The organism is Pseudomonas sp. LPB4.O, from assembly GCF_038383825.1.
In the GTDB taxonomy this organism is placed as follows: Bacteria; Pseudomonadota; Gammaproteobacteria; order Pseudomonadales; family Pseudomonadaceae; genus Aquipseudomonas; species Aquipseudomonas putida.
Genome location: NZ_CP151298.1, coordinates 731,196 through 747,760 on the forward strand (window position 1 = coordinate 731,196; position 16,565 = coordinate 747,760).

14 protein-coding genes are annotated in these 16,565 nt (G+C 62.5%); 9 read left to right on the forward strand and 5 right to left on the reverse strand.

Annotated elements, in window-relative coordinates; genetic code table 11:
* Positions 1 to 30 precede the first annotated feature (30 nt).
* The 9 genes from MRBLPB4O_RS03315 to MRBLPB4O_RS03355 all read left to right on the forward strand — a co-directional run bounded on the left by MRBLPB4O_RS03315 (position 31) and on the right by MRBLPB4O_RS03355 (position 10,006).
* A complete protein-coding gene (locus MRBLPB4O_RS03315) occupies positions 31 to 915 on the forward strand; it encodes a LysR substrate-binding domain-containing protein (protein WP_121782831.1) in 885 nt (294 codons plus the stop codon).
* Positions 916 to 939: 24 nt separating this feature from the next.
* The gene (locus tag MRBLPB4O_RS03320) at positions 940 to 2,328 is read left to right on the forward strand and encodes a threonine synthase (protein ID WP_341797508.1); all 1,389 of its coding nucleotides are present in this window, start codon (positions 940 to 942) and stop codon (positions 2,326 to 2,328) included.
* Positions 2,325 to 2,762, forward strand: a complete 438-nt coding sequence (locus MRBLPB4O_RS03325) for an Lrp/AsnC family transcriptional regulator (RefSeq protein WP_010951921.1) — start codon at positions 2,325 to 2,327, stop codon at positions 2,760 to 2,762. Before MRBLPB4O_RS03320 ends, MRBLPB4O_RS03325 begins: the two co-directional genes overlap by 4 nt.
* 198 nt (positions 2,763 to 2,960) lie before the next feature.
* Positions 2,961 to 4,004 carry a homoserine dehydrogenase gene (locus MRBLPB4O_RS03330; RefSeq protein ID WP_341797509.1) on the forward strand — a complete coding sequence of 348 codons (1,044 nt, stop codon included), beginning with the start codon at positions 2,961 to 2,963 and terminating at the stop codon, positions 4,002 to 4,004.
* A 12-nt stretch (positions 4,005 to 4,016) separates the two neighbouring features.
* Positions 4,017 to 5,435 (forward strand): aldehyde dehydrogenase family protein, encoded by a 1,419-nt coding sequence (locus tag MRBLPB4O_RS03335; protein ID WP_341797510.1) that lies wholly within the window; start codon positions 4,017 to 4,019, stop codon positions 5,433 to 5,435.
* Positions 5,436 to 5,451: 16 nt separating this feature from the next.
* The gene (locus MRBLPB4O_RS03340; protein ID WP_341797511.1) at positions 5,452 to 5,814 is read left to right on the forward strand and encodes a RidA family protein; all 363 of its coding nucleotides are present in this window, start codon (positions 5,452 to 5,454) and stop codon (positions 5,812 to 5,814) included.
* 170 nt (positions 5,815 to 5,984) lie between these two features.
* A complete protein-coding gene (locus MRBLPB4O_RS03345; RefSeq protein WP_010951925.1) occupies positions 5,985 to 6,521 on the forward strand; it encodes a sigma-70 family RNA polymerase sigma factor in 537 nt (178 codons plus the stop codon).
* Positions 6,518 to 7,483: a FecR family protein gene (locus MRBLPB4O_RS03350; protein ID WP_341797512.1), complete on the forward strand. Its 966-nt coding sequence runs from the start codon at positions 6,518 to 6,520 to the stop codon at positions 7,481 to 7,483. Before MRBLPB4O_RS03345 ends, MRBLPB4O_RS03350 begins: the two co-directional genes overlap by 4 nt.
* Positions 7,484 to 7,573: 90 nt before the next feature.
* Positions 7,574 to 10,006 carry a TonB-dependent siderophore receptor gene (locus MRBLPB4O_RS03355; RefSeq protein ID WP_341797513.1) on the forward strand — a complete coding sequence of 811 codons (2,433 nt, stop codon included), beginning with the start codon at positions 7,574 to 7,576 and terminating at the stop codon, positions 10,004 to 10,006.
* A gap of 77 nt (positions 10,007 to 10,083) precedes the next feature.
* Here the strand turns inward: MRBLPB4O_RS03355 and MRBLPB4O_RS03360 are convergent, their stop codons facing one another.
* From MRBLPB4O_RS03360 to glyA, 5 genes are all read right to left on the reverse strand, one after another.
* On the reverse strand, positions 10,084 to 12,513 hold the full coding sequence (locus MRBLPB4O_RS03360) for a TonB-dependent siderophore receptor (RefSeq protein ID WP_341797514.1): 2,430 nt from the start codon (positions 12,511 to 12,513) through the stop codon (positions 10,084 to 10,086).
* A 79-nt stretch (positions 12,514 to 12,592) separates the two neighbouring features.
* A complete protein-coding gene (locus tag MRBLPB4O_RS03365; protein ID WP_341797515.1) occupies positions 12,593 to 13,561 on the reverse strand; it encodes a FecR domain-containing protein in 969 nt (322 codons plus the stop codon).
* On the reverse strand, positions 13,554 to 14,093 hold the full coding sequence (locus MRBLPB4O_RS03370) for a sigma-70 family RNA polymerase sigma factor (RefSeq protein WP_258655093.1): 540 nt from the start codon (positions 14,091 to 14,093) through the stop codon (positions 13,554 to 13,556). The genes MRBLPB4O_RS03365 and MRBLPB4O_RS03370 overlap by 8 nt, the downstream gene beginning before the upstream one ends.
* A 101-nt stretch (positions 14,094 to 14,194) precedes the next feature.
* Positions 14,195 to 15,151: a bile acid:sodium symporter gene (locus MRBLPB4O_RS03375; protein ID WP_341797516.1), complete on the reverse strand. Its 957-nt coding sequence runs from the start codon at positions 15,149 to 15,151 to the stop codon at positions 14,195 to 14,197.
* A gap of 130 nt (positions 15,152 to 15,281) precedes the next feature.
* On the reverse strand, positions 15,282 to 16,535 hold the full coding sequence (gene glyA / locus MRBLPB4O_RS03380) for a serine hydroxymethyltransferase (RefSeq protein ID WP_012270418.1): 1,254 nt from the start codon (positions 16,533 to 16,535) through the stop codon (positions 15,282 to 15,284).
* Positions 16,536 to 16,565 lie beyond the last annotated feature (30 nt).

A 16,565-nucleotide genomic window follows, 5' to 3' on the forward strand; every position in this document is an offset into this window, starting at 1 on the left:
CCACCGGAACCTAGCTACGAGAAGCCGCCGATGACCCAGAAAACTTTGCCCCCCCTGAACTGGCTGAGAGCCTTCGAAGTGTCGGCGCGTTACTTGAACTTCACCCATGCGGCAGAAGAGCTGCACCTTACCCAAGGGGCGGTGAGCCAACAGATTCGTCACCTGGAAAGCCAATTGGGTGTGGCGCTGTTCAAGCGCCTGCCGCGCGGGCTGGGGCTGACCGAAGAAGGGCAGTCCTACCTGCCGGTGGTGCAGGACGCCATCAGCCGCCTTGCGGTAGGCACCAATGAAATCTTCGGGCAACGCCAGCGTCGGCCCCTGAAGGTACGCGGCAGCCTGTCGTTCCTGCACTTCTGGCTGGCCCCCCGGCTGGCCGACTTTCGACGTTCGCACCCGCAGGTGGACATCCGCTACATCAGCAACCTGTGGGTCAAGGAGCTGGATGCCGAAGATGATCTGGAAATCCGCTGGGGCAGCGGGCAGTGGGCCGGGGTAGAGGCGCAGCGCCTGACCCGCGACATGCTGGTGCCGGTGTGCGCACCCGCGCTGCTGGCCGGTTGCCCGCTGCGCGACCCGCGCGACCTGGCCCATGTGCCGTTGCTGCATGTGCTGGGTTACGAGGAGGGGTGGGGCTACTGGCTGGAGCGGGTCGGCGCCGATCAGGTCGACTCTTCCAGTGGCCTGCAGTTCGACACGCTGGTGTCGACCCTGCGCATGGCGGAGCTGGGGCTGGGCGTGGCGCTGGCACGCTCGTCGCTGGTAGAGGACCTGCTGCAGGAGGGGCGGCTGGTCGCTCCCTTTGCCCAGCGTATCGAGGCAAGCGAGTCGTTTTTCCTGGTGCGCGGCCTGGGTGAAGCGTTGTCCCCGGATGCCCAGGCGTTCAGCCATTGGCTGGTGGCCATGGCGCATCGTTAACTTATGTAGCTATCTGGAGCACCGATGCAGTACACATCCACGCGCGGCAACGAGACACGGGTCGATTTCCGCACGGCATTGCTTTCTGGCCTGGCCGACGATGGCGGGCTTTATGTACCCACCTCGGTGCCAGTGTTCAGCCCACAGGAAATTGCCAGCTGGTCGTGGTTGCCCTTCGACGAACTGGCCTGGCGGGTAATGGCACCGTTTGTCGGCGATACCCTCGACGAGCCTACGCTCAGGGCGCTGGTCAGCGACAGCTATCGCGGGTTCCGCCACCGCGGCATTGCGCCGTTGCAGCAGCTTGGCCATAACGAATGGATCCTGCAGCTTTTCCATGGCCCTACCCGGTCCTCCAAGGACTTTGCCGCGCAGTTGCAGGCGCGCTTTGTCCGGCACTTTCTGGGGGCGGAGTGCGAGCGGGTCATGCTGGTCGGTGCCAGCAACGGCGATACCGCAGTAGCGGCTATCGAAGCGTTGCGGCATTGCCCTGCAGCAGGCTTGCTGGCGCTATACCCCAGCGCAGGCACGCCCGCCGACCGTGCTGCAGTGATGCGCAGCGCCGCATCCGACAGCGTGAGCTGCGTGGCCGTGGATGGCAGCTTTGACGATTGCCAGTCGCTGGTGTCGGCGCTGCTGCGTGACTGGCCATGCCCCGGGCTGATTCCGGTCAGCTTCAACTCCACCAACTGGGTCGGTGTGCTGGCGCAGATCGTGTTCTATTTCCATGCAGCGCTGCAGCTCGGTGGCGGGATACGCCCGGTCGGGTTCAGCATCCCCACGGCCAGTTTTGCCGAGATCTACGCAGGGTTCATTGCCCAGAAAATGGGCCTGCCGATCAACCAGATCATCGTCTCCACCAACCGCAACGATGCCTTGCACCGGTTCATCCACTGCAACCGCTACAGCCGTGGCTCCACCAGCCAGACCTTGTCACCGGTCATGGACTTTTCGCTGTTCTCCAACCTGGAGCGCTTCGTCTGGGAACTGTATGACCGCGATGGCGGGGCGACCCGGGCACTGATGGAGCACTTCGAGGCGTGTGGCGAGCTGAGCATCGGCAACCGCCAGTGGTTGCATGCGCGCATGCTGTTCGACTCCTATGCCGTGGACGACGTGCTGATTCGCGAAGAAATTGTCACGCTGTTCCACGAAACGGGCAGCGCAGTAGACCCCCATGCCGCGACAGGGGTATTCGCCGGGCGCCTGCACCGGCGCAACATCGGTGCGCCCATCGTTACGCTGGGGCAGTTTGCCCCCGAAAAGTCTGCCGGGCTGCTGGCGGAGCTGGGGGCCTGGCACGGTGAGGTGCCGGCCGGCGCGGTCGGCACAGCGGGTGATGGGCCGCTGTTGGCACCTGACGACCTGGCCGGTGTTCATGCCTTGTTAACCCGGTTGCAGGCTGGGCGATGAAGCGCATCCTCGATCCCCTGGACGAGCGCATTCTCGCCGAGCTCACCGCCAATGCGCGTATTGCCCACGCAGAGTTGGGGTTGAAGGTGAACCTGTCGCGCAATGCGGTACGCCAGCGCATCGAGCGCCTGGAGCGCGACGGCGCCATTCAGGGTTATACCCTGCGCATCGGTGAGGGCAGACGGCCGGCGTCGTTGATCAACGCGGTGATCTTCGTCTACCGCTATGACCGCATGCGCGGTGAGGCGGTACTCGATGCACTGCGCCAGATCCCCGAGGTGATCCAGTGTGAAGTGCTCAGCGGCGAGTTCGACCTGATGTTGCGCGTCGAGGCCTCCAGCCCGGAGCGGGTGCATCATGTGTGGAAGGAAATCGCTGCCATGCCCGGGGTGGAGAACACGGTGACTTCGTTCGTCCTGGCTGCGGTGGTCTGAACCGCGTCTTTGCATTGGCTAGCACAACGCCGCCTGGGTTCGCGCCCAGGCGGCGTTGTGCGTTTTGCCCCGGCGCAGGTGCGCGCTTTGCACTGGCCAAATTGGCCAATAAATACAGCGGATTGCCATATTCAACTGGCAGTGCACGGCTCTTACGCTAGTCCTCATCGACCCACTGCCTGAGCAGGACAGCAAACCATGACCGAATACAAAATTGCACTCGTTGGCTTTGGTGGCGTTAACCGCGCTCTTGCCCAACTGATCGCCGAACGCAATGCGCGCTGGCAGCAAGAGTTGGGCTTTGGCCTGAAAATCGTTGGTGTCACCGACTTGTTCCTGGGGTCGGTGATCGACCACGACGGCCTGGATGCCGCCATGCTGGTCGCGCTGCCGGCCCAGAAGGGCGCGCTGGCGCAAATCCCTCAAGGTTCGGCCGAGGCGTTCAATGAGGCGGTGATCAAGCAATCAGGCGCCGACATCATCGCCGAGGCCACATTCACCAACCCCAAGGACGGTGAGCCGGCGGCAACCTTCTGCCGCTGGGCGCTGGAGGCGGGCAAGCACGTGGTCACCACCAACAAGGGGCCGATTGCCTTGCATGCCCAGGCGCTCAAGGCCTTGGCCCAGGCCAACAATGTGTCGTTCGAATACGAAGGCGCCGTAATGAGCGGCACACCGGTGCTGCGCATGGCGCGCCAGACCCTGGCGGGCGCGGGCCTGGTGGGTTTCGAGGGCATTCTCAACGGGACTTCGAACTATGTGCTAACGCGCATGGAGGAAGGGCTTGGCTTCGACGAGGCGGTGGCCCAGGCACAAGCGCTTGGCTTTGCCGAGGCTGACCCGACCGCCGATGTGGAAGGCCATGACGTACGCCTGAAGGTGGTGATCCTCGCCAATGAGTTGCTCGGCGCCTGTCTGCAGGTGGGTGATGTGGCGTGCAGCGGTATCAGTGCCATCGACAGCGCGGCTATCGAGCGGGCACGGGCGGCGGGCGAGCGTTGGAAGCTGATCGGCAGTGCCCGCCGTGAGGCCGATGGCTCGGTGCGAGCCAGCGTCGAAGCGAAGCTGCTGCCTGGCCATCACCCCTTGGCAGGTATTTCAGGCGCCACCAATGCGCTGGCGTTCGACACCGAGTTGCTGGGGGCTGTAACCGTGTCCGGCCCGGGGGCGGGGCGCATCGAAACGGCTTTTGCCCTGCTGTCGGACATCATCGCCATTCACACGGCCGGCCATTCGGCCTGAGGAGCAACGTTCATGAGCCTGACTTCCGTTTCCCGGGCGCTTGTTCAGCAACCCGCCTTGATCGATGTGTACAACCCCTTCGATGGCAGCCTGGTCGGCAGCGTCGACAATCTCGGGGCAGAATCGGTGCCTGCCTTGCTCGCCCGTGCCCGTCAGGGTGTGCGTGAAAGTGCGGCGCTGCCCCGGCACCGCCGGGCCAGAATTCTGGAACACGCCGCTCAGCTCATTGAACGGGATGCGGCAGACTTTGCCGGCCTGATCGTCGATGAAGCGGGCAAGACCCTGCGGCAGGCCGAAAAAGAGGTCAAACGCTGCATCAACACACTCAAGCTGTCTGCCGAAGAGGCGCGGCGTAACGCCGGTGAGGTGGTGCCTTTCGATGCCTATGAAGGCTCCGAATCGCGTCAGGGCTGGTTCACCCGCGAGCCGTTGGGGCTGATCCTTGCCATCACGCCTTACAACGACCCGCTCAACCTGGTGGCGCACAAGCTGGGGCCAGCACTTGCAGGGGGCAATGCAGTCATTCTGAAACCCTCGGAACTGGCCCCTCTTTCTGCCCTGAAACTGGTGCAGTACCTGGTGGATGCAGGGTTGCCGGAGGCCGTCGTCACCGTAGCCACAGGGGGCGCCGAACTGGGCAAGGCGCTGGTGGCCGTGCGTGAGGTGCGCATGGTTTCCTTTACGGGCGGTTTCGCGACGGGCGAACAGATTGCGCACGGGGCTGGCTTGAAAAAGCTTGCCATGGACCTTGGCGGCAACGCCCCGGTGCTGGTGCTCAAGGACTGCGACCTTGAAGCCACGGTCGAGTCGTGTGTGTCTGGCGCGTTCTGGGCGGCCGGGCAGAACTGCATCGGCACCCAGCGCATTCTCGTAGATGCCTCGATCTACGAGGCGTTTCGTGCACGCTTCGTGGCATTGACCCAGGCGATGGTCTGGGGCGATCCGGGCCGGCGCGAAACCGATATGGGGCCGATGATCACCGAAGCGGCTGCACGGCAGATCGAAGCACGCGTCAACCAGGCGCTTGAGGGCGGTGCCCGCCTGCTCTGCGGCCACCAGCGTCAGGGGGCGGTCTATGCGCCAACAGTGCTCGAAAGCGTTGACCCCGTCAGCCGGCTGTGGCTTGAGGAGGTTTTCGCACCGGTGGTGATGTTGGCGCCCTTCGAGACTGTCGAGCAGGCGATAGCGCTGGCCAATGCCCCGGAGTACAGCTTGCATGCCGGTGTGTTCACCCGCGACCTGTCGCTGGCGTTGAACCTGGCCCGGCGTATCGAGGCCGGCGGTGTAATGATCAACGACTCTTCCGACTACCGCTTCGATGCCATGCCATTTGGTGGGGCCAAGTATGGGAGCCTTGGGCGTGAGGGGGTGCGGTTTGCCTACGAGGACATGACCCAACCCAAAGTCGTCTGCTTCAACCAGATGGGTTGAGGGGGAGGGTACCTCGATGATCACTCGCTACGGATCAAGCGCGCGGATGTCACTGGCGGTCAGTTACAGGGGCCTGTTTGAAACGGCAGGCATCGTGGCGGATGACCTGCAACAGGATGTGCAGGGGCAGTTGCGTCAGGCGCTGAGCGTGATCGACGGCCTGATGGTGCAGGCCAACGTCTGCAAGGCGCAGCTGACGCGGGTTCAGATGTGGCTTGCCGACTACCGCCACTTCGACCTGGTCAACGAAGTGTACGACGCCTGGTTGCAAGGCTGTGCAAAACCGGTGCGGGCCTGCGTGGGCGCAGCCCTGGGGGATGGCTACCTGGTAGAGGTGCAGGTGTTCGCTGTGTGCCCTGGGTGCCCGGATTCACTGTGACCGCTAGGCTGAAAGCGCAGACCAGTTGCTTGATATGGGCAGGCCTCGGCCTGATCGCAAAATCATCCCTGCCATGACCAAACCGGGCAGCGTTGCTTATCGCAATTGCCCGGCGTCATTCATCCACGCTACCATTGTGAATAATTCCTATTAGCATAATGGCCGGCCCCATGAATGCCTCTCCCAGTGCTCCAGCCCCTGGTTTCGACCTGGAGGAACTCTACCGTTCCCACCATGGCTGGATTCGCCAGTGGCTCCAGCGCAAGCTCGGCAATGCCCATGATGCGGCGGAACTGGCCCAGGATGTGTTCGTTCGGCTGTTGTCCAAACCCCGTGTGTTCAATGACCACGAGCATGCCCGTGCGTACCTGGGACGTATGTCGCGCAATGCGTGTGTGGACTTCTGGCGACGGCGGCGGGTGGAGCAGGCTTATCTGGAAGTGCTGGCCGCCCAGCCCGAGCAACTTGCGCCTTCGCTGGAACATCAGGCCGTTATCCTCGAAACCCTCGAGCAACTGCAGGCAATGTTCGAGCGTATGCCCCAGCGCGTGGCCGAGGCATTTTCCATGGCGCAGTTGCAGGGCATGAAGCAACGCGAGATCGCCGAGCAGTTGGGCGTGAGCGAGCGCAGTGTGAACAGTTACCTGGCTCAGGCTATGTACCAATGCCTGCTGCTGGAAGCCGAACTGGATGGCTCGCTGGCATGAGCAGGGCGCCACTCGACCATGGCGTACTGCAAGCGGCTGCCGGTTGGTTCGCACGGCTGCACGCGGCGCAGAATGACGCTGCGATCCAGGCGCAGTGGCATGCGTGGCTGAACGAGGATGCGCGGCATCGCCTGGCCTGGTCGTACGTAGAGAACATCAATCAGCGCTTTGGTGGCCTTGGCGGCCAGGCAGAGCAGGCTCGGCAAGTGTTCGACAGCGTGCGCCGTGACCGGCATTCGCGCAGGGCCGTGCTCGGTAGCCTCTGTGTGGCGGGTGTGGCAGGTGTGTTGGGTTGGGGCGGATGGCAGCGTGGTTGGGTCGATTCGCCACGTGCCTGGTTCGCCACTTACCGCACTGGCCTGGGTGAGGTGCGGCCGGTCACCCTGGCCGATGGCAGCCAGCTGTGGCTGAACGGCGGGACGGCGCTGGATGTGCAGTTCGATGAGGGATCAAGGCAATTGCGCCTGTATCGCGGAGAAATCCTGATCGAGTCCGGCAAGGACCCACGTCCACTTTCCGTGGTGACGAGGGCAGGGCGGGTGCAACCGCTTGGCACGCGCTTCAGTGTCCGGGACCAGGGGTTGCAGACCACCTTGAGCGTATTTGCCGGCGCCGTGCAGGCAACTTGCTCCGGCAGCGGCAGGCAAACCACGCTGCAAGCCGGGCAAATGATGGTGTTCGACGCGCAGCAAGTCGGCGCCCCATCAACTGCACAACGCTTGCGCGAGGATTGGAGCCGCGGTGTGTTGGTGGCGGAGGACATGCCGCTGGCTCAGATAATCGACATTCTGCGCGATTACCGCCTTGGCCACTTGGGCATCGACCCGGCGATTGGAAGCCTGCGTGCGGTCGGCACCTTCCCGTTGCTCGACACCGACCGTGCGTTGGCCATGCTCGAGCGTGCGTTGCCCATCCGGGTTGTGCGTACCTTGCCTTGGTGGGTCTCCATCGAGGCGGTCTGAAGTTTTTTCAAAATTCTTTTTCCGGTTTTGCGACGCTCATTCGCTTGGTGGGATGACGCTACTTCATCCTCTTTGCGAAAGGATTCTTCCATGCTGCTTCGCGACTCTGCTTCCGCGCACCGTCATCCGTTGGCCCTGGCCATTTTGCTAGCCCTTGGCGGCCACGTTGCCGTCGCCGAGGCCGACAGCAGTGCTGCAGCCCAAAGCGTGGTATTCGACATTCCAGCCGGGCCATTGGCGCGCCAACTGAACCTGTTGGCCAGCCAGGCCGGGCTGTTGATCGGCGGTGATGCGGCGCTGACGGCCAACAAGCAGAGCCAGGCGGTGCACGCCTTGAGCGTAGAGGTGGCGCTGGCGCAGATGCTGGCCGGCACCGGTGTGGCGGCCGTGCGCACGGGTGAGCGGGAGTTCCAGCTGGTGAGCCAGGCCGAAGATGCGGCAGGCGCGATGACCTTGGGCGCCACCACCATCTCGGGCCAGGGCCTGGGTGCTGTGACGGAGGGTACAGGGGCTTATGCGACGGGCCGTTCGTCCACTGCCACCAAGCTGCCGATGAGCCTGCGTGAAACGCCCCAGTCGGTCACGGTGGTCACCCGTCAGCGCATGAACGACCAGAATATGAAGAACCTTGACGACGTAATGCGTAACGCCACCGGCGTCACCATCATCAAGAACGGCAGCGAGCGCTCGCTGTACCAGGCTCGCGGGCAGACGGTCGACAACCTGCAGATTGATGGCGTGCCGACCAACATTGGCAACCCGTACTCGATGGATACCATTTCCAAGCCCAACACCGACATCTACGACCGCGTGGAAGTGGTGCGGGGCGCCACCGGCCTGATGGAAGGCGCGGGTAATCCGTCGGCCTCCATCAACCTGGTCCGCAAGCGGCCCACGGCCGAGCACCAGGCGTTGATCGAAACATCGGTCGGCTCCTGGGACGACTACAAGACCATGGTCGACCTGTCTGCGCCGCTGAACGAAGCAGGCACCCTGCGCGGCCGCTCGGTCATTACATACAACAATGCCAACAGCTACCTGGACACTGCCCAGAAAGAAAACCAGCTGTTCTACGGGATTATCGAGGCCGACCTGGATGAGTCGACCCTGGCCACCTTCGGTTTTACCTACCAGAAGGACCGCAACTCAGGTTATGACTGGTCGGGCCTGCCCAGCAAGCAGAGCGGCGCGTTCTACCCAGTTTCGCGCTCTACCTCGCTGACCGGCGAGTGGAACCACCTGGACAAGCGCAATACCACCGTGTTCGCCGACATCCAGCACACCTTTGCCAACGGCTGGAAGGGCGTGGTGGCCGTGAACCAGATGTGGGCCAAGTCGGACTTCCTGGGTAACTACACCTACCCGGGTGGTGGTACCGACCTGTTCACCCTCAACCCCCGCCACTTTCACTTCGATGATACCCAGACCAGCATCGACGGTTATTTCACCGGCCCGTTCCAGCTGCTGGGCCGCCAGCATGAGCTGATCGTTGGCGGCAACTGGAACAAGGACGACTTCGACTATCACGGCGGGCGCGACGCAACCTATCGCTACATCGTCGACATGAACAACCTGGCAGCCTTCGATCCACCCAGCCCGACTGCCCTCAACGTCAACCAGTGGCAATACAACCGCACCCAGGAGCAGAAGGGCGTGTATGTGGCCAGCCGGTTCAGCCTCACCAACAGCACCACATTCATCCTCGGCAGCCGCCTGAGCTGGTACAGCCACGATTCGCTGGACGATACCAATGGCGTGCGTGAAGCCTCCGACCGCAAGCACTTCTCCAAGAGTGGCGAAGTCACCCCTTATGCGGGCCTGGTGCAGGACCTGAACGAAAACTGGTCGGCCTACACCAGCTACACCGAAATCTTCAAGCCGCAGAGCGCGCAGGATGTGAATGGCACCACGCTCCTGCCAATGACCGGCAGCAACTACGAGATCGGCTTGAAGGGTGAGTTCCTGGACAAGCGCCTGCAAACGGCCATCGCGCTGTTCCAGGCTGACCAGACCGGCCGTGCCGAGCGGGTAACCTGTGCGCAGACCTGGGCTTGCTACCGCGCGTCCGACAAGGTGCGCAACAAAGGCATCGAGCTGGAACTGACCGGTGAGGTACTGCCGAACTGGAATGTATCGGCGGGGTATACCTATACCCAGTCCAAGTACATCGGCGGCCAGCAGAAAGGCGACGACTTCAACGGCGCCTCGCCACGCCACCTGTTCAAAGTTGCGACCGACTATCGTCTGCCCGGTGCGCTTGACCAGCTGCGGGTAGGTGGCAGCTTCTATGCGCAGAGCAAGATGACCCAGACCGAGGTTGGGGCAGACTACAAGCTCCAGCAGGACGCTTACCACCTGACCAACCTGCATGCGATCTACGAGATCAACAAGAACCTTGAGGTGCAGTACAACCTGGATAACGTGTTCGACAAGAAGTACTACCAGACCTTGGGCAACCCCAATTACTGGAACTTCTATGGCGAACCACGCAACTTCAACGTGGCGTTGCGGGCACGGTTCTAACCGGCCGACTTGACTCCCGCAACGCTGACATCGCCGCATCTGCTACATCCAGCACGCGCGCGGCGATTAACCGGCTACTAGAAACTGTACCGGGCAGTCAGTTTCACGTTACGTGGGTCACCGTAGATGTCGTATGGGCTCCACCCACCGTTGGCGACGCTACTGTAGTAGGTGCGGTCGAACAGGTTGTTGACGTTGACCTGCAGGTCTAGCTGCTCGCTAGCCTTGTAGCCTGCCACCAGCCCGACCACCGTGTACGAGCCCTGCTGGTTTTGCCATGCAGTAGCACCGGCGCCCCCAGAGGTACGGATGCGGCTCTGTTGGTAGATATCACCGCCAATGCGCCAGCGCTGCAGCTCGCCGGGCAGGTTGTAGATCGTGGACAGTTTGAATAGCTGGCGCGGTTTGGCACGGTCGAAGTCTTCGCCTTCGCGGGCCTTGTTGGCGTCGTTGACGTATTTTGTCTGGGTGTAGGTGTAGCCGGCAGCCAGCTGCCAGTTGTCGGTCAGGGCGCCTTGAATTTCCAGGTCGATGCCCTTGCTGCGTACCAGGCCGGCCGCCTCGTAGCAGGCACTGGCGGCGCCCGAACCGCAACCCTTGTTGTCAGGTAACTCCTGGGCGCGGTTCTTCTGGTCAATTTGAAAAACAGCCAGGCTGGCGTTCAGTGCGCCACCAAAGTACTCCCCCTTGATGCCCGCCTCGTAGTTTTCACCCACCACAGGGTCGAGCACTTTTCTGTCCATGCCTTTGCTGGTCTGCGGCTTGAAAATATCTGTGTAGCTGACATAGACCGAGTGATGGGCGTCCAGGTCGTAGATCAGGCCGGCATAGCGGGTCAGGTTACGCGTGATCTTGTAGTTGCCTTCACTGTTTTCGCTGTCATCGAATTCATACCAGTCGAGACGGCCGCCGAGAATCAGCGACAGTGGTTCAGTCAGGCGCAGGCGGCTGCTGGCATAAACGCTGTCCTGTGTGGTGGTCTCGGGCAGGCCGTCAGGGCCGGTAACGTAATCCGGTTTGGCATGACCACGGGGGTTCCATTCGAAGGGGTTGCTGCCGGTGTCGATGAAATCGCTCCAAGCCTTGCCAGAACGATAATCCAGCTGGCGCTTGCTGACGCCCAGGGTCAGGTCATGTGTCTGGCCGAGCAACTGGAAGGGGCCGCTGAGTGCCAGGTCGTAGCCTTTTTCCTTTTGCTCCATGGCTTCTGTCCATAGATAGTGGCGATCATATTCCCATACCGAAGAGGCCAATACGTCGGTGTCGGTTTTCGTCTGCATGGCCGCGAGGCGAAGCGACCAGTCATTGGCGAAGGCATGCTCCAGGGTGGCGAAATAGCCGGTGGTGCGATTGTCCGAATATTCCCAGTCATGGCCCAGGAAGGTGTCGCGCGGTAGCCCGAGGTGGCCGCCGCCCCGGGCCATGGGCAACCCGCCCCAGATATAGTTGGTGTGGTTCTTCTGGCGGTAGGCCCCCAGCGTGAGGGTGGTGCTTTCGCTAAGGTCGGCGTCGACTACGCCGTAGAACAGGTCGTGATCACTCTCTACCGAATCACGGAAGCTTTTGGCGTCCTGCCGGGAGACCACGGTGCGGGCACGCAGGGTGCCGTTTTCATTGAGCGGGCCGCCGACATCCAGCGTGCCGGTGTAATCGTCCCAACTACCAGCACTGCCGGTGAGCGTGCCCTGAAATTCATGGGTGGGGCGCTTGCGAATCAGGTTGATTGCACCACCGGGGTTGCCGGCGCCTTGGGCCAGCCCGGTGGCCCCGCGTACGATCTCCACCCGGTCATACATGGCCAGGTTTGCTTCCCCACTGGGCAGGTAGGTCAGGAAGCTGGTGGGAAACCCGTCGTACATGATGTTGTCGACGTCAAAACCGCGGGCGCTGAAAGATGGCCGCCCAGCGCCACCGGAGTTACTGAGAAAAATCCCCGGCGCACTTTTGACCACATCGCTGATAGTCGTCATGGCCTTGTCGTCCATGCGCTTGCGCGTAACCACGCTGACCGACTGCGGCGTTTCGCGCAGACTCAAGGGTAGCTTGGTGGCAGTCTGCATCGTGCCGGTGGTGTAGGAACCGCTGTTCTCGGTAGTTGCCGACAGGCCCTGCCCGGTAATGCTGGTAGCGCCCAGCTCCATGCCTGTGCCCATTGCCTGCGGGGTCAGCAGGTACAGACCATTGCCTTGTGGTGAAGCTTGCAGGCCTGTGCCTTGCAGCAGTTGGTGCAGGCCGTCTTGCACGCTGGTGGCGGCGTTCAGGCCAGGGCTGCGCAAACCTTCCACCAGCCCCGGTTCGATGGGAAGGGTGATATCCGCCTGGCTGGCGAACTCGGCGAGGACGCTGCTCAGGTTACCGGCTGGTACCTGAAAGGTACGGCTCTGCTGCGCGGTCTGCCCGGCGGCTTGCGACCCAACTGCCGCCAGGCTGCCACCGGTGATGATCAGGCCCAGTGCAGCAGCATGCACTGCCCGCGCCAATGGTTGCATGCCCTGTGTCGTCGCCATGTGTTCGTCCCCGCCCTGTGAAAGTGATGTGCTTACGGAAGGGACACGCAGCTTGAGGAAAACACGACAACGATTCTTTCTACGCGTTGGCACGCGCAGTGAGGGTGACCCAGTAAGGCGTCCGGTAGTGGACATCCACCGGCAATGTCTGGCTTAGGGCGCGCAGAATCTGATCGGTGTCGCGCAACTGGAAGGTGCCGGAAATCAGCAGCCCGGCCACGGCCGGATCGCACCGCAACAGGCCGGGGCGATAGCGCCCCAGCTCGCTGATGAAGTCATCCAGGCGCGTCTTTTCTACCCGCAGCACATGGCTGAGCCAGTCGAGATGATGCTGGGCCAGCGGCATGGGGGGCTGTGCAGCCTGGATGCTGACATGGGTTTGCTGGCCGGCAGCCAGGCGCACCAGGCCATCATCACCCGGTGACAACCGCGGGCGCACTTCGACAGCGCCCTCCAGTGCGGCGAGGAACGTGCTGCCTGGGTAATGACGCACTAGCAAACGGCTACCGAGCGTGGTGATTTGCGCTTCGGCGGTATCGACGATGAATGGGCGCCTTGCAGGCTCGCTCAGCACCTCGACCAGCATCTCACCGGTGATAAGGTGCACGCGGCGAGCACTGTCGTCGTAGGCGATATCGACGGCGCTGCCGGTATTCAGACGAATCTGCCCGCCATCCGGCAGGTGCACGGTGCGTAGCTCCCCGGCGGCGGTACGCGCGTCCGCACGCCATTCGCGCCACGGCAGCCCTCGGTAGGCTGCGAGGCCAAGCGGAGCGGCGGCGATCAGCAGCGCAAGGGTCTTGAGCGCATTCCGGCGTTCCTGGCTGCGCGGGCGCTCCAGGGCCGCCCGTGCGGGTTCACCGGTAAGCTGCTGTGCCCGGCTGCTGAAGCGCACGGCCAGTTGCCAGGCGCGTTCGTGGTCAGTGTGCCGCGCTCGCCACTCGGCACCGGCCGCATGCTCTGCGGCGCCGGCGCTGCTGTTCTGCAAGCGCACGAACCAATTGGCCGCTTCACGGGCAATGCGCCGGTCGATGGGCGTATTACTCATGTTGCACGCACAGGCTGGCGAGCACTATGCATTCCTCAAACGCCCGCGCAAGGTGGCGTTGTACCGTGCGTACGCTGAGCTTGAGCCGGCTGGCGATCTCTTCTTGTGTATAACCTTCCAGTTGCGCCATCAGAAACGCCTGCCGGCTTTGGGCTGGCAGCAGCGCAAGTACCTGGTCAACTTCGTCGAGGGCTTCGAGCACCAGCGCCTGATGTTCCAACGACGGTGCCAGTGCTTCCGGTGTTTCCGCCAGCGCGGCCAGATAGGCTTGCTCCAGTGACCGGCGGCGGTAGAAGTTGATGGTCAGGCGATTGGCAATGGTGGCCAGATAGGCGCGCGGAGCCGAGCAGTTCAGTGGTTCGCCAGCCGCACTGCAGAGAAGCCGCACGAACGTGTCCTGGGCCAGGTCTGCGGCATCGGCGGCACTGCCCAAGCGCTTGCGCAACCAGCTCTGCAGCCAACTGTGATGGTGGCTGTAGAGCTGATCGATGGCCTGATGCTGGTGGTGGTTTACCGATGAAGTGGATTGCACGGGATAGAATGAATGTTAATGAGAATTCATCGCATTCTATCAGGGTAGGGGCGCGCGCGTACAAGCAAAAGGTTCAGCTTCCCTCAATCTGCCTTTATTCATCAGCCTCGCACTAATGCGGGGACTACGCGCACATAAACCAGCTCACTCAACAGTTCCACCAGCGTCTGGGTAATCACTGCCGCTGCGGCCAGCCCGCGAATGTCCTCCGGCAAAGCTAACGCCAGCGGCAACACCACCAGCGAATTACGCGTGGCGGCGCTGAAGGTTACCGAACGTGCTTCGGTGGCCGGCAGGCGCAGCAGCCGCGCCGCGATGAAGCCGAGCGCTGGCGCCAGCAGCATGAAGCCGATGTACACCGGAATCACCGGCAGCAAGCGGTCGAAATCACGCAGCACCACGGCAATCTGCGAAGCGATCACGACCACCAGCACCAAGGCCATGGCTGGCACGGGCAACCACGCCCAGGCGTCATTCCAGGCCGCGACTGTGCGCGAGCGGCGGGCACCGAGGCTGGTGAGCACGGCAAGCAGCATGGGCAGCACGATCAGCAGCACGAAGGCTTCCACGAACGGGGTGATGGAAATGGCCACGTTGTTGCTGTCTCCCAGCATCAGGGCGAGGTAGATCGGCAGCAGTGCCAATTGCACCAGCAATAGCACGGGTGTGGCGGCCAAGGTCAGGCGCGAGTCGCCTTTGCCGATGTGGGTGAACACCACCACGTAGTCGATGCAGGGTGTAAGCAGTACCAGCAGCGCGCCAACAAGGATCGCCGTGTGCTCGACCAGCCCACGGGTAATTGCCCAGACCAGCAGCGGGACGAGGATGAAATTGGCCAGTAGCAGGGCAGCGATGAAACGCCGATTGCCCAGGCCCTGGCGCAGGTCGAGGAAGGGTATTTGCAGAAACATCGCGTACATCAGCACGGCAATGGCGGGGGTGACCAGGGCTTCCAGGTGGCGCGCGCTGTCACTGGCCATCAAGCCGAAGGCAACGGCTGCGAGCACGGCAGCGAAGTAGATCGGGATCTGGTGGGTCTCGAGTTGTTCTCTGGTCAAGGTGCGGCCTGTGTGGGGTGATGAACTGGGAACGCGGTCTTTGTGGGGGCGGCGGTGCGTGTGAAGCAACCGAAATCAAACAAAAAAGCCCGGCACTGGGCCGGGCTTTTTTACTTCAGGCTGGCGCCAATCAGTTGCCGTAAACCGGCAGCTTCTTGCAGATGGCCTTGACCTTCTCACGAACGGCGTCGATCACCGCTTCGTTGTTCAGGTCAGCCAGAATGTCGCAGATCCAGCCGGCCAGTTCCTTGCACTCGGCTTCCTTGAAACCACGGGTGGTAACGGCTGGGGTGCCGAAACGCAGGCCCGAGGTGACGAACGGCGAACGTGGGTCGTTCGGTACCGAGTTCTTGTTGACGGTGATGAAGGCTTTGCCCAAAGCGGCGTCAGCGTCCTTACCGGAGATTTCCTGCTTGATCAGCGACAGCAGGAACAGGTGGTTCTGGGTGCCACCGGACACCACGTCGAAGCCACGCTCGATGAATACGCTGGCCATGGCCTGGGCGTTTTTCACGACCTGCTGCTGGTAAGCCTTGAACTCAGGCTGCAGGGCTTCCTTGAAGCAGATGGCCTTGGCGGCGATGACGTGCTCCAGCGGGCCGCCCTGGGCGCCTGGGAAGACAGCGGAGTTCAGCTTCTTCTCGATGTCGGCGTTGGCACGGGCCAGGATCAGGCCGCCACGTGGACCGCGCAGGGTCTTGTGGGTGGTGGTGGTGACCACGTCGGCGAACGGAACAGGGTTCGGGTACACGCCAGCGGCAACCAGGCCGGCAACGTGGGCCATGTCGACGAACAGGTAGGCACCGACCTTGTCGGCAATGGCGCGGAAGCGGGCGAAGTCCAGAACCTGCGAGTAGGCCGAGAAGCCGGCAACGATCATCTTCGGCTTGTGCTCGACAGCCAGGCGCTCGACTTCGTCGTAGTCGATCAGGCCGTTGCCGTCGATGCCGTACTGGATGGCGTTGTACAGCTTGCCCGACGAGCTTACCGAAGCACCGTGGGTCAGGTGGCCACCGTGGGCCAGGCTCATGCCCAGGATGGTGTCACCGGCCGACAGCAGGGCCAGGTAGACAGCGGCGTTGGCCTGGGAGCCAGCGTGCGGCTGGACGTTGGCGTAATCGGCGCCGAACAGTTCCTTGGCACGGTCGATGGCCAGTTGCTCGACGATGTCGACGTACTCGCAACCACCGTAGTAACGCTTGCCTGGGTAGCCTTCGGCGTACTTGTTGGTCAGGACCGAGCCCTGAGCTTCCATGACTGCCGGGCTGGTGTAGTTTTCCGAAGCGATCAGCTCGATATGCTCTTCCTGGCGCAGGGCTTCTTGCTGCATGGCTTCGAAGAGCTCGGCGTCGTACTTGGCAATGGTCAAATCACGGCTGAACATGGCGGTCCTCAAGGATCGGGGTAGTTTGGG